The organism is Nocardia ignorata NBRC 108230, assembly GCF_001612905.1.
Taxonomy (GTDB): domain Bacteria; phylum Actinomycetota; class Actinomycetes; order Mycobacteriales; family Mycobacteriaceae; genus Nocardia; species Nocardia ignorata.
The window spans coordinates 241,764-257,202 of sequence record NZ_BDBI01000016.1 but is presented as its reverse complement, the minus strand read 5'-3'; the positions used below and the strand labels follow the sequence as shown (position 1 = coordinate 257,202).

Annotated in this window: 12 protein-coding genes; 6 read left to right on the top strand and 6 right to left on the bottom strand. The window is 68.7% G+C overall.

Annotated elements, in window-relative coordinates; translation table 11 throughout:
- Window positions 1-25: 25 nt before the first annotated feature.
- Genes NI2_RS14890 through NI2_RS33800 form a run of 3 tightly spaced genes read right to left on the bottom strand, consistent with a single transcriptional unit; the run spans window position 26 to window position 1,822 of the window.
- Window positions 26-967, bottom strand: a complete 942-nt coding sequence (locus NI2_RS14890; protein ID WP_067491137.1) for an RluA family pseudouridine synthase — start codon at window positions 965-967, stop codon at window positions 26-28.
- 49 nt (window positions 968-1,016) lie between these two features.
- Complete coding sequence (locus tag NI2_RS14885; protein ID WP_255284020.1) at window positions 1,017-1,595, bottom strand: putative glycolipid-binding domain-containing protein; 579 nt, start codon at window positions 1,593-1,595, stop codon at window positions 1,017-1,019.
- A 35-nt stretch (window positions 1,596-1,630) separates the two neighbouring features.
- Window positions 1,631-1,822: a hypothetical protein gene (locus NI2_RS33800; RefSeq protein ID WP_067491136.1), complete on the bottom strand. Its 192-nt coding sequence runs from the start codon at window positions 1,820-1,822 to the stop codon at window positions 1,631-1,633.
- A 180-nt stretch (window positions 1,823-2,002) separates the two neighbouring features.
- Between NI2_RS33800 and NI2_RS14875 the strand changes: the two genes are divergently transcribed.
- Together NI2_RS14875 and NI2_RS14870 are read left to right on the top strand one after the other, a co-directional pair.
- A complete protein-coding gene (locus NI2_RS14875; RefSeq protein ID WP_067491135.1) occupies window positions 2,003-3,841 on the top strand; it encodes an ABC transporter ATP-binding protein in 1,839 nt (612 codons plus the stop codon).
- Window positions 3,838-5,574, top strand: coding sequence for an ABC transporter ATP-binding protein (locus NI2_RS14870; protein ID WP_067491133.1), 1,737 nt, complete (start codon window positions 3,838-3,840; stop codon window positions 5,572-5,574). The genes NI2_RS14875 and NI2_RS14870 overlap by 4 nt, the downstream gene beginning before the upstream one ends.
- 14 nt (window positions 5,575-5,588) lie before the next feature.
- Here NI2_RS14870 and NI2_RS14865 read toward each other — a convergent pair whose 3' ends face one another.
- On the bottom strand, window positions 5,589-6,917 hold the full coding sequence (locus NI2_RS14865; RefSeq protein WP_067491131.1) for an alpha/beta hydrolase family protein: 1,329 nt from the start codon (window positions 6,915-6,917) through the stop codon (window positions 5,589-5,591).
- Window positions 6,918-7,039: 122 nt separating this feature from the next.
- On the bottom strand, window positions 7,040-7,747 hold the full coding sequence (locus tag NI2_RS14860; RefSeq protein WP_067491129.1) for a siderophore-interacting protein: 708 nt from the start codon (window positions 7,745-7,747) through the stop codon (window positions 7,040-7,042).
- Between the two features lie 78 nt (window positions 7,748-7,825).
- On the opposite strand from NI2_RS14860, the gene NI2_RS14855 reads away from it, so the two are divergent.
- Window positions 7,826-9,127, top strand: a complete 1,302-nt coding sequence (locus tag NI2_RS14855) for a SidA/IucD/PvdA family monooxygenase (RefSeq protein ID WP_243749846.1) — start codon at window positions 7,826-7,828, stop codon at window positions 9,125-9,127.
- A 55-nt stretch (window positions 9,128-9,182) separates the two neighbouring features.
- Here the strand turns inward: NI2_RS14855 and NI2_RS14850 are convergent, their stop codons facing one another.
- On the bottom strand, window positions 9,183-9,845 hold the full coding sequence (locus NI2_RS14850; RefSeq protein WP_067491127.1) for a GNAT family N-acetyltransferase: 663 nt from the start codon (window positions 9,843-9,845) through the stop codon (window positions 9,183-9,185).
- A gap of 254 nt (window positions 9,846-10,099) precedes the next feature.
- On the opposite strand from NI2_RS14850, the gene NI2_RS14845 reads away from it, so the two are divergent.
- From NI2_RS14845 to nbtC, 3 genes are read left to right on the top strand one after another with little or no spacing between them, the layout of a single operon-like run.
- Complete coding sequence (locus NI2_RS14845) at window positions 10,100-10,852, top strand: thioesterase II family protein (RefSeq protein ID WP_067491125.1); 753 nt, start codon at window positions 10,100-10,102, stop codon at window positions 10,850-10,852.
- Window positions 10,849-12,162: a beta-ketoacyl [acyl carrier protein] synthase domain-containing protein gene (locus tag NI2_RS14840; RefSeq protein ID WP_067491123.1), complete on the top strand. Its 1,314-nt coding sequence runs from the start codon at window positions 10,849-10,851 to the stop codon at window positions 12,160-12,162. Before NI2_RS14845 ends, NI2_RS14840 begins: the two co-directional genes overlap by 4 nt.
- Window positions 12,155-15,433: a nocobactin polyketide synthase NbtC gene (nbtC, locus tag NI2_RS14835; RefSeq protein WP_067491121.1), complete on the top strand. Its 3,279-nt coding sequence runs from the start codon at window positions 12,155-12,157 to the stop codon at window positions 15,431-15,433. Before NI2_RS14840 ends, nbtC begins: the two co-directional genes overlap by 8 nt.
- Window positions 15,434-15,439: the final 6 nt, after the last annotated feature.

Genomic DNA, 15,439 nt, shown 5'->3' with positions numbered 1-15,439 from the left:
TTACAGAAGGGAAACGGTCCGTGAGCTACTCGACAGCTGATCCGGACCAACCGGGCAAATCGTGCCACGCCTGCAGAGTTCGCCGCGATTCGAATCGCCGTGGCACGCGACTGATCGGGTCGGTGAATTCGAGGGTGGCCGCCAGTAATTGCAGTGGCCGCGTGTAGTCGTCGACGGATTTGTCGGTGACGGCCGGATAGAAATCGTCACCGAGGATCGGCACGCCGAGGCTGTTCATATGCAGCCGGAGTTGATGGGTGCGCCCGGTGTGCGGCCGCAATCGGTACCGGCCGAGCCCGTCGCGATGCTCGACGAGCTCCACGTGGGTCTCGGCATTGGGCACTCCGGGCACTTCCTGCGCGGCGAGCACATGCTTTTCCTTGATGATCCGGCTGCGCACGACCCTCGGCAGTTCCAACGCGGGGTCGTAGGGCGCGATCGCCTCGTATTCCTTGCGCACGGTCCGGTGCCCGAACATCGTCTGATACGCCCCGCGCACGGCCGGGTTCACCACGAACAGGATCAGCCCGGCGGTCACCCGGTCGAGGCGGTGCGCCGGGATCAGGTCGGGCAGGTCGAGTTCGCGCCGCAACCGGACCAGCGCGGTCTGCACGATGTGCTGACCGCGCGGAATGGTCGCGAGGAAATGCGGTTTGTCGACGACGAGGATGTCGTCGTCACGGTGCACGATGCCGATCTCGAACGGCACCTCCTGTTCCACGGGCAGGTCGCGATGGAACCAGACCGCACCGCCCGCGACGTACGGCGCGTCGGGCGCGAGCGGCCCGTCCAGGTCGACGATCTCGCCCGCCCGCAACATCTCGTCGATGCGCGCCGGATCCACGCGCGGCAACCGCTCGACGAGGTGGTCGCGCACGGTCGCCCAGTGCCCGTCCTCCGGGAGCCGGAGCCGGGCTGGGTCGAGGCCGTGCCGCTTGGGCAGCGGCGGCTGCTGCCTGCGTCGCATACCGACAGTCTCGCCGCCGGACGACCCGGCCCCGTCACAGCCCCCCGGTTCAGACCGTGCGCCGGGCCAGACCCGGGTAGTCGACGATCAACCCCGCATCGTCGTAGGACAGGGTGGCACGGTAGTCGAAATCCGACGAGGTGTAGTCGTAGCGTGGCCCGTCGTCGCCGTCGGTGGCCCGGCGGTAGTGCTGCGGCAGTCGCACCGTCTTCAGGTCGGCGGCGCGGATGTAGACCGCGGGCGCGTCGGCGGAGTCGCCGATGTCGAGTGCCAGCCTGCGCACCGGGAGCGAGTTGGTGAATACCGATGCCTCGAGGTCGACGTCGAGGCACCCGTCCAGTTCGGGTGCGGTTGCGCCGTCGACCTGCCAGCGTCCGAGCCCGTCGGATTGCACGGTGAGCGTGCGCCTGCCGTCGGGATAGCGGCCGGTGATCTGCGCCGAACGGGTGTGCCAGCTGCCGTCGAGCCGCAGCCGGTAGTCGATCACCCAGACGGCGCCGTCCTCGGTTCCGGTGGCGCACCCTTCGACGAGCACGCCACGATCACCGTCGCGGAAATACGTCACTTCGAAACCGGTTCGCGCCTGGTGCTGTATCCAGGCGGCCGATGGGGGCAGGTGAGTGAACACGAAGGGGGCATGCCCCGAAATTCGGGTATCAATCCTCAGCCGGCGCGTTGATCCAGAACCATCAATTTCGCCTCGACGAGAATCTGGCGCGCACGCCGCCGCACCCGGCACAGGTCGACGCTGCATTCGAGGTGTATCTGCATGGCCCGATGCGCTTGTTCGGGTGTCATATTCCCGGGGTCGGTCCGGCAGTCCGCAATTGCCGAAATAATTGACGTGACAAACATTTTCGTACTCCCACCGCGTCGATGGATAACAAGGTAGGAGCAAATTACGCCCGATTCGGTGCGATATCGCCGGGGTTGACTGGCAGTTCACGCAACCTTCCCCACCCGGCCACAACCACTCAACTTAGGCTAACCTACATCGGCAGAGCTTGCTGTGGACCGGTCGAGAGGGCAGAACGTATGACGGTGCAGGTAGCGCCGCCGCGGGGGGTGGAGTCGGGCAACCGGCCGTCCAAGGCGGCCGCGAAAGCGCAGAAGCGACGAGAAGCGCAGGCGCGCAAGGACATCCTGGCTCCGGTGGCGGGCATGCTCACGGCGGCGAGCCTGATCGTCGCGGTGGCGTCGGTGTGCAGCGTGGTCCCGTTCCTGCTGATCGTCGAGTCGTGCCGCGAACTGCTCGCGAGCCCGGTCGACACCGACCGGGTGTGGTGGCTGTTCGGCGCGGCCGTCGCGGTCCTCGTCCTGCGGGCGCTGCTGCAGGCCGTCGCGCTCACCTGGTCGCACGCGGCCGACGCCGGTTATCAGCTCACCCTGCGCCGTCTGCTCGCGGCCAAACTCACCCGGGTGCCGCTCGGCTGGTTCGGCGAGCGCAGTTCCGGCGAGGTGAAGACCTATCTGCGCGACGATGTGGAGGCACTGCACTACCTGGTCGCGCACGCGCGGCTCGAGTTCGTCGGCGCGCTGGTGGTTCCGCTGGTCACCCTCGGGTACCTGTTCACCGTCGACTGGCGGCTCACGCTGGTGCTACTGATTCCGCTGATCGCCTACTTCGTGCTGTTCGGCCGGATCATGGACCGCGACGGTCGCGACCGGCTCGCCGTCTACACCCGGTGGGAGCGGCGCACGGCCGAGGCAACCATCGAGTTCGTCGACGGCATCCAGGTGGTTCGTGCGTTCGGTCAGGCGGGCAAGGCGCACAGCGAGTTCCAGGCCGCCGTCGACGGTCAGGTGGATGCCGCGCACCGGTTGAAGATGCCGATCATCCGGGTGCAGTCGGCCTCCGACATCGTCGTCACGCCGGTGTTCGTGATGCTCGTCGTCGTGCTCGCCGGGCTGGCGTTCATCGGAGCGGGCTGGGTGGAGCCGCTCGACCTGCTGCCGTTCCTCCTGGTCGGGCTCGGTATCGGCAGTTCGCTGCTCGGTCTCGGTTACGGGTCGCAGGCGTTGCGGGCCGGTGGCGCGGCGGCGCTGCGGTTGCACGAGCTGCGCCGGACGCCGGAACTCGAGATCGCCGAGTCGACCGGTGACGTGCCGGTCGAGCGCGGCGTGATCCGCTTCGAAGGTGTCGAATTCGGTTACCGCACAGGGCACAACGTGTTGCGTGGTATCGATCTGGAACTGGCGCCGGGCACCATCACCGCGCTGGTCGGCCCGAGTGGTTCGGGCAAATCCACCCTCGCCAAACTGCTGCCGCGTTTCTACGACGTCGGTGCGGGACGGATCACCATCGACGGTCGCGATATCCGCGAGTTCAGCAGCGAAGCGCTGTATCGCACGGTCGGTTTCGTGTTCCAGGACGTCCGCCTGATCCGCGGTTCGATCCGCGAGAATCTGCTGCTCGCCCGACCCGGTGCCGACGACGCGGCCATCGAACGGGCCGCCCGCGCCGCCCAGATCCACGACCGAATCGTCGCATTGCCGCGCGGATACGACTCCGAGATCGGTGACGACGCCACTTTCTCCGGGGGTGAGGCACAACGACTTTCGATCGCCCGGGCGCTCCTGGCCGACACTCCGGTCCTCGTCCTCGACGAGGCGACGGCCTTCGCCGACCCCGAGTCGGAGGCCGCCGTGCAGGACGCGCTCGCCGCGCTGGTGGCGGGCCGCACCGTGCTCGTCATCGCGCACCGCCTGCACACCATCACCGGTGTCGACCGGATTCTGGTGCTGGACAACGGGACTCTCGTCGAACAGGGCACCCACGACGAACTGCGCTCCACGGGCGGTCTGTATCAGCGCCTGTGGGACATCAACGAGGCCGCGCTCGGCACGCTCGCCCTGGTGGAGGAAACACGATGATCCGCAAGGTTTTCCGCCTCGTCCCCGACGAGCTCGCCCCGCTCGTTCCGCGTCTGCTGGCCGCCATCGTGCTGCAGGCCGTGTGCCAGGCGATCGCGTACCTGTCGCTCGTTCCACTGCTCGAGTCCCTGTTCGGCGACGACCTGACCGGCGCGTGGAAGTGGGCACTCGGCATGACCGTGGCCGTGGTGGGCGTGGTGGTGTTCGGGTACCTGCAGGCCGTCATCGGTCTGCGCATCGGCTTGGGTATGCAGCGTGGGCTGCAGACCCGCCTCGGCGACAAGCTCAACGAACTGCCGCTCGGCTGGTTCGAAGGCCGTGAGGCAGGCCCGCTCTCGCGGGTGATGGTCGAGCAGGTGCGCGAGATGCAGGGCCTGATCGCCTATCTGCTCACCAAGGTGCTCACCGGTGTGATCGTTCCGGTGGTCGTCGCGCTCGGCATGCTGTTCATCGATTGGCGCATCGGTGTCGCGATGCTGCTGGCCGCGCCGGTGCTGTACCTGGTCAACGCGGTCGCCAACCGCGCCTACACCGGTGCCGACGCACGGCTGCACGAGGCGGCGGCCGAAGCCGATTCGCGGGTGGTCGAATTCGCGCAGGCCCAGCCGGTGCTGCGTGCGTTCGGCGCGGTCGGAACTGGCAACAAGGCGCTCGAGGCGGCGCTGGTCCGCCAGCGTGGCGCGGTGCTGAAAATGATGGTGGCCACGGTGCCCGGCCTGATCGTGTTCGCCCTGTTCGTGCAGGCGGTGTTCCTCGTGCTCGCCTACCTCGCGGTGGTTCAGGTGACCGACGGGGCCATCTCGGCGGCGGCCGCCATCGCCCTGATCGCGGTGAGTTCGCGGTTCATCGAACCGGTGAACCAGGCCGCCCAGCTGGGCGCCGCGATGCGGTCGGCCGCCTCGGCCGCCGACCGCATCACCGAACTGCTGGCCGAGCCGACCCTGCCGATGCCGACCGAGCCGGTCACGCCCGGTGCGCCCGCCGTCGTCTTCGACAAGGTGAGCTTCGGCTACCGCCCCGGCGAACCCGTGCTCAGCGACCTGACCTTCACCGTCCCGGCGGGCACGACCACCGCCATCGTCGGGCCGAGCGGCGCGGGCAAGACCACCCTGCTGCGCCTGGCCGCCCGCTTCTACGACGTGGATTCCGGCGCGGTCTCGGTAGGCGAACACGATGTGCGCGAACAACCTTCGAACACACTGCTCGATCAGCTCGCCCTGGTCTTCCAGAACGTCTACCTGTTCAACCGCTCGGTGGCCGACAACATCCGCATCGGCAAGCCCGACGCGAGCGAGGACGAGGTGCTGCGCGCCGCCCGCGCCGCACGAGTCGACGAGATCGTCGACCGGCTGCCCGAAGGCTTCGACACCATGGTCGGCGAGGGCGGCGCGTCGCTCTCGGGCGGTGAGCGTCAGCGCGTGTCGATCGCCCGCGCCTTGCTCAAGGACGCCCCGATCGTGCTGCTCGACGAGGCGACCAGCGCGCTCGACCCGCACAGTGAGGCCGTCGTGGTGCGCGGCATCCACGAACTGGCAAGGGACAAAACCGTTCTCGTGGTCGCGCACCGCTTGGCGACCATCGCCCACGCCGACCAGATCCTGTTCCTCGACGGCGGCCGCATCGTCGAACAGGGCACGCACGCGGAGCTGCTCGCACTCGACGGCCGGTACGCCGCGTTCTGGAACGAACGCGAGCGGGCTTCCGGTTGGCGGCTGGAGCCGGTACCGGCCTGAATGCCGCCGGGTGGCTACCTCGCGGTGACACCCGGATGACGCGCGGCCGCCTGCGCGATCTCGGCGTGGTCGCCGAGCAGGAACGGCGTGAGGATGTCGTTGCCGAGCCGCTGGGTGTCGGCGGGTCCACGCGACCCGCCGACGAGCAGCGACGCCACGAAACGCACCGGCGCCGAGACGAAGTGCGGTGCGTCGGTGAAACTGATGTGGTCGGCCTCGCCGATCTCGTAGCGGAACGAGGGAGCGCGCAGCCGTCGCAGCAGGTCGGCATTGCCGTCGAGGTAGCGGTCCGAGTGGCCGGTGATCTCGCGGTCGCTTTCCAGAATCAGCACCGGTCGGTCGATCGTGCGCTGGGGGAGGTCGCCGTAGAGGGTGCCGTCGAGATTGGCGGCGGCGACGAGCCTTCGGTCCGCGGAGAGAGCGGACAATGCCGCTGCGCCGCCGAAGGAATGGCCGATGGCGGAGATATGGGTCAGGTCGAGCCGGTCGGCGAGCGGGCCGAGGTCGGTGCCCCCGCTGATCTGGTCGAGGACGAATCGCAGGTCGGCCGTGCGGATCGCCTGACGTTCCACCATGAAGCGCGGGTCGTCGACGGGCATGGTCTCCACGGTGTGGGCGATGGTGCCGTCGGCGAGCTCGGTGACGGCCGCCTCGTAGGGATGGTCGACGGCGAGGACGACGAAACCTCGGGCGGCGAGGTCGGCGACCAGCCCGGAATAGAAAGCCCGAGGTGCGCCGTAACCGGGGGAGAACAGCACGACCGGCCAGCGCTGCCGCGCCTGCGATACCGGAACATCGGCGTAGGCGTGGGTATCGATGCGGTCGTAGGCGCCCATGATGAGGCTCGGAACCATGGCGACCTGAGAGGGCAGATCCTCTTGTCCGTCGAGATAGACCCAGCGCCGCCCGGAGGCGAACTCGGCCGGATACCACGCCTGCACAACCACATTGCGCCGGTCGTCGGCCTCGGTGCGCGCCTCGGGCCGCGCCTGGTCCACCCAGCGGAAGATCGCCGACCCGACGGCGCGGGGCCCGGTCGGTTCCGGCAGTTCGGGCACCGGCGGCACCAGCCACACCGCCGCCGAGATCGCGGCTAGCACTCCGATGCCGATGCGTCCCAGCAGTTCCCGGCCGGTGGTCGCGACGAACACGAGCATCGCGACGAGCAGCAGGTACAGCGGCCACCACTGCCGATAGGGTTCGACCAGCCACAGCCCGGCGTGGCCGACGATCAGCACCGGCACGGCGACAACGCCCACCCGCCTGCCGAGTCGCGGCGAGACGACCAGCAGGATCGCCGCCGCCACGGGTGCGGCGAGCATCACGGCATCGATCACGGACACGGCGCGCTCGTTTCGATCGGGCCGGGGCGGAATCCCCGGCGTGATCGGACCAGCGTGCCGCACGAGAGCGTGCGTCCGCATCAGCCGACGGGCGCTCGCTCCTCATCCCGCAGGATGATTTCCTACTTCCAGTAGGCCTGGTACTTGATGGCGCTCTTGGGCAGGGCGTGATGGGTCTTGAGGGTTTTCACGATCGAGCGGGTGGTGTGGCCGTCGCAGGCGACCCAGGCGAAAGCGTCTGCGGGGCAAGTCATTGCGCTCGCCGCTTCGCGCAGCAGACGGCCGTCGTCGATGCGCTGCACCCAGGTGACCGTGTGGTGCGGCTTGTTGTGCACGGGGATCGTCGTGTCGGATTCGTACTGCCATTCCAGCCACACTCGCGTGGGGGTGTCGCCGATGGCGTCCAGTAGCGAGTTGATAGCGGGGAGCGAGGCGGTGTCGCCGAAGACGACGTACTCGCTCGGGGTCTGCTCGGGCAGTTGGAAGTCGGAGCCGAGGACGCTGGCGTCGAGCGGGTCGCCGGGCTTGGCGCGGCGGGCCCAGTTGGCGGCGGGTCCGTCGTGCAGCGCGAAGTCGATGCAGACGGTGTCCTCGGCCGGGTTCTGGTTCACCAGGGTGTAGCCGCGGTGGTGCAGTTTGTCACTGTGCTCGTCGGGAATCCACAGGCGGATCCACTGCGTGGGGTGCACCGGGTTGTCGGCCAGCAGCCCGCCCGCGGTGAAACTGATCCGCACGAATTTGTCCGTGATCTGCTCGTTGGCAGTCACCGTGAGGCGGTAGTCCGAGCCACCCCAAGCCTTGACCATCAGGCCGTTGAATCCCTTACCCATGAACGTTAGGTTAGCCTAACGACACTTACTTGTCTGCCCCCGGTGGATAAATAAGGTAAGCCTATGCAACCATGGGCCGTGCTTGAGAGAGTGGAGAACGAACCGGTGCAAACCCTGCTCGTGGTCGGCGCGGGGCCGAAAGCCCTTGCGGTAGCGGCCAAATCGCATGTCCTGCGCTCACTCGGCCTGCCCGCGCCACGCGTGGTCGTCGTCGAGGCGCACGCGGTGGGTGGCAACTGGTTGCCCACCGGTGGCTGGACCGACGGGCGGCACCGGCTCGGCACCAGCCCCGAGAAGGACATCGGGTTCCCGTACCACTCCACCTGGGCCCGCGGCCGCAATCGCGAGATCGATCGGGCCATGTCGGCCTACAGTTGGACCTCGTTCCTCATCGAGCACGGCACCTACGCCGAGTGGATCGACCGTGGCAGGCCCAGCCCGCAGCACCACGTGTGGGCGAAATACCTGCAGTGGGTGGCCAAGTCGATCGATCTCGAGCTGGTGATCGGCCGCGTCGAGCAGATCCGCCACGACGACCGCTGGCAGGTGCGCGTCGTCGACGCCGACGGCGCGGCCACCGAGTTGAGCGCCGACGGCCTGATGATCACCGGCCCCGGCCGCAGCAGCCGCGCGCTGGCCGCGCATCCGCGCGTGCTGAGCATCGCGAAGTTCTGGGATCTGGCGGGCAAACGCAGTCTGCCCGCCGCCTCGCGGGCCGCTGTGATCGGCGGCGGCGAGACCGCCGGCTCGGCGCTCGACGAACTCGTGCGCCACGAAATGCTCACCATCTCGGTGATCTCGCCCATGGCGACCATCTACACCCGTGGCGAAAGCTATTTCGAGAACGCGCTGTTCAGCGATCCGGTGAAGTGGAACGCGCTGAGCATCCAGGAGCGTCGCGACGTGATCCGGCGTACCGATCGCGGTGTGTTCTCGGTGCGCGTGCAGGAGAGCCTGCTCGGCGACAGCCGGGTTCATCACCTGCAGGGCCGGGTCACCAAGGTGGTGCCTGCCGGTGAGTCGCTCGCGCTCACGCTGACCAACGAGCTGCGCGCCGATCAGGTGCACAACTTCGACCTCGTCGTCGACGCGACCGGCGGCCAGCCGCTGTGGTTCTTGGAGATGTTCGATCAGCAGACCGCCGATCAGCTGGAACTCGCGGTGGGCGGCCCGCTCACGCAGAACCGCATCGAATCGTCGATCGGCTACGACTTGGCCGTCAACGGTCTGGCGAGCAAGCTTTACCTGCCGAACATGGCCGCCATGGCGCAGGGCCCCGGCTTCCCGAACCTCAGCTGCCTCGGTGAGCTGTCGGACCGCGTGCTGCGCACCGAGCCCGCACGCGGCCGGGTCGCCGTGGCCCACGCGACCGCGCGCTGACACACGAAAACGCCCTTCCCGGAGGGTTTTCGGAGAGGGCGTGCTGCTGTTCGGCTCAGCGTGCGACGGGTAGATCCGCCGGGGTGCGCGGAACCGTGTACAGCCCGATGCGGCGGTCCGGGCGAACTTCGAACGCGCCGATACGTTGCCAGATCGTCTTGTCGAGGGTCCGCCGGATCGCTTCGTTGCGAAGATCGGGGTCGCCCATCATGCGCTTGCAGTCGGGATTGGCAGCGAACACGGCGGCAGGTAGGAGTGAGAGCCAAGCCGTCATGATGCCTTTGCCCATCACCGCAGTCTCGGCGGTGGCGATGTGGACGCCGATGTCGCCGGGATCGGCGTGGTAGAGCTTGCCGATCTCGTCCTTGGCAGCGCGATACAACTCGATGTAGGCGACATCGACAAGGCCGCGTTCCGGCTGACCGATCACGGCCAGGTCGAGGCTGAGAATGCAGGGGCGTGAATAGGTTCCGGCCAGCTGGGTGCGGAAATTCTCGCGACGGCGCTGCGCGTCCCAATCCTGTTCCCAGGACTCGAGCAGATGCGGGCGGGCCATCCACTCTTCGAGCATGTCGGGGTCGGTACCGTCGGGATCGGCCATCCGCAGAGCGAAGGGCGCCTCGAACACCGGCAGGTTCGGCGCGGGGGCGGCGGCTACGTCGGCGGGCAGGTCTGTCTGCTCGCGGGGGAGCGCGGCGGGGGTCCCGGCGGGGTTCATCTGCTGGGTGCTCCATTCCATCGTTACCTTGGTCACCTCAATTGGTAAGGCTAGCCTATACTAATGGGTTGATGCTACTGTTGCCCGACCGATCGCCCGGTGGTTGCCGGAGCGCGCCCGGAGCTGGTTCGGGCTCGGCGGCAACAACATTCGCCCAGGTCCCGGACGACTGCGCCGGGTAGGCCCGTGTCCGGGCCCGGCGAGAGATAGTGCGAAACGGCCGCAGCTGGACGCGGTCGGTGAGGGAGAGCGACATGGCAAGAGAACTCGGCTGGATCAGGCAATTCCAGGCCCCCCGGACCGACTCCCTACCGCCACTGATCGTCTTCCCGCACGCGGGCGCGGGCGCATCGGCCTACCGGGTGTTCGCCAAGCGTATGGCGCAGGACTTCGACACCGTGATCGTGCAATACCCCGGCCGTCAGGACCGTCTGCGCGAACCGGCCGCCGAGACACTGCCCGAACTCGCCCGCGGCGCCTTCGAGGCCTTCCGTGGCTCCGCGCGCGACACCGGCGCCCCGATCACCGTGTTCGGCCACAGCATGGGTTCCATCGTGGCCTTCGAATTCGCCCGGCTCGCCGAGGCCGCCGGGTTGTCCGTGCGTTTGCTGGTGGTTTCCGCGGCCGCCGCGCCACAGCGGATCGCCGAGCTACCTGGTCATCCGACCGAGGACGAGGAATTGCTCGACCACATGGCGGCCCTCAATGGAACCGGCGCCGACGTGATGGCCAGCCGCGAGGTGATGCGCATGGCGCTGCCCGTGCTCAAGGCCGACTACCGCGCCTTCGACGCCTACTCCTGCGGTGCCGATGTGCGCGTCGCCGCACCCGTGCTCGTACTCGGCGGTGACGACGACCCGTTCGTCGGCCCGCGCGACCTCTACGGCTGGGACCAGGCCACCACGGGAGAAGTGGAGGTGAACCTCTTCGCGGGTGGGCACTTCTACGTCGACGAGAACATCGACGGCATCGCCGAGGTGCTGGCCGGGCAGGCGCTGACCCGATGAACGTGGATCCCATCGTCATCGTCGGGATGGGCGTCGAGGCCCCCGGCGGCATCGAAACCCTGCCGGACTTCTGGTCCGCGCTCGCCGGCGGCCGGGAGCTGATCGGCCCGTTCCCGCGCGACCGTGACTGGCCGCTGGCCGAACTGTTCGCCCTCGGCAGGCTCGACGGCTGGGCGCCCGTCCGCGACGCCGGTGGATTCCTGGACGGCGCGACGGAATTCGACGCCCAGTTCTTCGGCATCACCCCGCGTGAGGCGGTCGCGATGGACCCGCAGCAGCGGGTGGCCATGCGGGTGGCGTGGCGCGCGCTCGAGCACGCGGGCATCAACCCCGGTGCGCTCGACGGTGATCCGGCCGGTGTCTTCATGGGCGTGTCGATCACCGAATACGGTCCGCGCGCGGCGGGTGTCAACGAGTACAGCGGATACCGGGGCACCGGCACCGCGCTCGGTGCGGTGGCCGGGCGGATCTCGCACGGGCTCGGGCTGGTCGGCCCGTCGATCAGCGTGGATACCGCGTGCGCGTCGTCGCTCACCGCCGTGCATCAGGCCGGGTCGGCGATCCGGGCGGGGGAGTGCGACTGGGCGCTGGCAGGCGGCGTGTGCGTGATGGGCACGCCCGGCGCGTTCTACGAGTTCTCCAGGAACAACGCCCTGGCCACCGACGGCCACTGCCGTTCCTATGCCGCCGACCCGACCGGCACCCTGTGGGGTGAGGGCGCGGGCGTGATCGTGCTGGAACGAGAATCGCGCGCGAAGGCGCTGGGCCATCGGATCTACGGGCAGCTACTCGGTTCCCGGGTGAACCACAACGGCGCCGGTGCGCCGATCGCCGTGCCGAGCGCGGACGCACAGCGGCGACTGATCGAGGCGACCGTGGCCGCCGCGGGGGTGAGCGTCGACGATATCGGCCTGATCGAGGGCCACGGCACCGGAACCGCCGTCGGCGATCCGCTCGAATTGACCGCGCTCGCCGCGACTTACGGCACCCCCGATCGCTCCGATGCCCCGCTGCTCGGTTCGGTGAAGTCCAATGCCGGTCACGCGCAGGCGGCCTCGGGCATGCTCGGACTGATCAAGGTGCTGCTGTGCGGCGAGCACGGCACCATCGCGCCGAGCCTGTGGGCGGATCGGCCGACCACCGATATCGACTGGGGCGCAACCACTTTGCGTCTGGCGGCCGAAGCGACCGAGTGGAAGCCGCGCCCCGACGGGCTGCGCTACGCCGCGGTGTCGTCGTTCGGTGTCGCGGGAACCAACGCGCACGCCATTGTCGGCCTTCCGGTGCTGGAGGAAACCAATCATGGCTGAGTACCGTCTGCCCGACGGCAGCGTTCCTGTTCTGCTGTCCTCCGACAGTGCCGACGGACTGCGTGCGGAGGCGGCTGCCCTGCGCGACTACGTCGACGCGCACCCGGCGGTGACACCGGAACGGCTGGCCGACATGCTGTTTCGCACCCGGATGCCGCGCCGTCGGCGGGCGCTGATCGTGGCCCGGCCCATTGTGCGCGGGAACGGTGCCGAGTCGTCGAGTGAGCTGCGCGCCGCGCTGAATGCGATCGCGACCGGCGCCGAGCACGACACTGTCGTTCTCGGTGACGTCCCCGCGAGCTCTCGCCGCATCGGTTTCGTCTTTCCCGGTCAGGGCAGCCAGCGACCCGGCATGGGTGCGCTGTTCTACGCGCAATCGCAGGCCTACCGCACCGTCGTCGACGAGTGCGCCGCCATCCACCACGAACGGTTCGGCCACTCCCAGCCGATGCACTACCTGCTCGGCGACGAGGGGCAGTACGAGGACACGGTGTGGGAAGTACAGCCCGCCCTGATGTTCCACATGACCGGCCTCGCCGCACTGTGGCGGGCCGCAGGCGTGGCGCCGCAGGCGACGATCGGGCACAGCCAGGGCGAGCTCGCCGCCGGTGCGGTGTCGGGTGTGATGACCCTGCGCGACGCGGTCCTCGCCGTAACCCACCGCGCCCGCCTGGTCGAGCGCATCTCCCCGCGCGGCTACTCGATGGCCGTGCTCGGTATGGACCGCGAGTCCTGCGAGGCGTTGCTGGCCAGGCATTCGGGCTGGGCCGAGCTGTCGGTGGTGAACTCGCCGCACATCCTTGCCATCTCCGGTGACCGCGAGACGATTGTCGATCTGGTCGCCACCGCGACCGAACGCGGCCAGTTCGCTCGCGAGATCCGCGTGGCCTACCCCGCACACACCTCCATCGTGGCCGAGCTGCGCGCCGATTTCGTGGACATGCTCGGCGACGAGATGAGCGGCACGCACTTCACCGAATCCGAGATCGATTGCTACGGAGCGACGCTCGGCGCGAAGATCGGCTCCGACCTGAATCACCAGGACTACTGGTACTGGAACCTGCGCAACCGGGTGCGTTTCGACAAGGCCGTGATCGCGGCGGGTAGCGATGGCGTGGACCTGCTGATCGAGGTCGCCGAACACCCCGTGCTGCAGCTGGCGCTACAGGAGAACCTCGGCCTCGTGCCGTCGCGTCCCGGCCTGCCGCAGCGCGACTTCCGTGTCCTCGGAACGTCGCTGCGCACCGCCGAGGGCCTCTCGGAGTTCACCCGCAATCTCGCCCAGGTCGCGGTGCTCGACGCCGGCTACCGCTGGGACGCGCTGCGCGTGGACGACACCGTCACGCTGCCGCTGCGCGACTTCCCGCATACCGTCACCGCCCCGAAGCGCCTCTGGGCCGCCCCCGACGAGTCGGCGACCCCGCCCGAACTTCTGGTCACCACGCCGAAACCCCAACGGCTGGTCGAACAATGGACCCCACTCCAGCGCCGCACCCTGACCGCCCCGCGCAGCCTGCTCGTCGTGGACCACACAGGTGAGTGTGCCGCTCTGGCCGCCGCCCTGGTGAAGGCCGCGGACCGTCACGGTGCCGAGGCTCGTGTGCTCGGTCCGTCAGAACTGAACCCGGCTGTCGGCGCGGGCGCTGAGGCGGACGATCGAGGACCCGCCGCCGGTGCGATGAGCTCCGCCGAACCCGGTGAAGAGCATGCCGCGCGTGGCCTGCCCGACTCGGTGCGTACGCAGCCGTTCGATTCCGTCGTTGTCCTGCTGCCACCGTCGGCGGCCGACGACACTGCGACGGCTGTCGATGCACTGACCTCGTTTTTCGCCGAAAGGCACTGGGCCCCAGCGCTTTCCGTGCTACGTCCGGGCGGCGAATGCTGGCTGCTGACCGTCGGTGGCGAGACCGTGCACGAGAGCGATCCGATCCCCGGTCTGTTCCAGGCAGGCGTCGCGGCCGGGTTCCGCAGCGTCGGGATCGAACAACCCGGCACCGTGTTTCGCCATCTCGACCTCGCCGCGAACGAGGATCCGATCGCGCAGGCGGGCAGGATCGTCGGTGCGGTGCATTCCAGCGGTGAGGCTGAGCTGGCGCTGCGAGCGGGCAAGCTCTTCGTCAAGCGATTGGTGGTCGACGAGTCCGCCGAAACCGGTTCGCTCGCCGAGGGTCTCGATCATGTGGTGATCGTCGGCGGTACCGGTCAGCTCGGCCTGCGCTTCGCCGATCAGCTGGCGCGCACGGGCACCGGCCGTGTCACCCTGCTCAGCCGCAGCGGTGAAACCCTCGCGCTGGCAACGGAACTGGCGCGTCTGCGTGGCCTCGGTGCCACTGAGATCGTCGTGCGGTCCTGTGATGTGAGCGATCCGGAATCGGCGAAGGCCTTCGCTGCCGAGATCGCCGATCGCCCGGCCGACCTGGTGATCCACGCTGCCGTGAACTACGTCGACGCCGAACTCGACCAGGTCACCGCCGAGGCCGTCCACACCGCCGCCCGCGCCAAGCTGCACGGCCTCGACACCCTGATCGACATCGTGCCGCTGACCACCGACTGCCGTGTGCTGCTGTGCTCCTCGATGGCCGCGACCATCGGCGGGCGCGGCCAGATCCTGTACGCGGTCACCAACCGCATGCTCGATGTCGCCGCCCGCAGGCTGCGCGCCCGTGGCATCGCCGCGGCCAGCCTGCAGTGGGGGCTGTGGAGCGTGGCGGGCCCGCTCGACGACGCCGGGTTCGCCCGCGTGGAAGAGGCCGGTGTGCTCCCCATGGTCCCTGCCGACGCCATCGGGGCGGGTTTCACCGCGCCGGTGCGCGACGGCATGATCATCGCCGCCGACTGGGACTTCCTGCGCGAGGTACTCGGCGCGTTCGGCCAGGACAGCGTGCTCACCGGACTCGAGTGCGCGACTGTACCGGTTTCCGCTGTCGCGCCGAAGCCCGCGCCGGTTTCAATTGTCACCCAAGGGATTCCGCTCACGTCCGCGCAGTCGTCCGCGGCCGTATCCGCCGAATCGGCGGCGCGGCCCGACAACTCCTCGCTCGAGTTGCGCATGCGTACCGAACTGCTGAAGGTGATCGGAGGCGACAGCGCCGAATCCATCGACGCGACCATGCCCTTGGTCGCCCTCGGCCTGGACTCGTTGCAGGCCTTGGACTTCCGCAAGCGCGTGAAGGCGGAGCTAAACCGGGATCTGCCGATCGCGGCGATTCTCGGCGGCGCGTCGCTCGACGACGTCGTGCAGCTGATGGCACAGAACACCAACCAGGGCTAGGGGCCG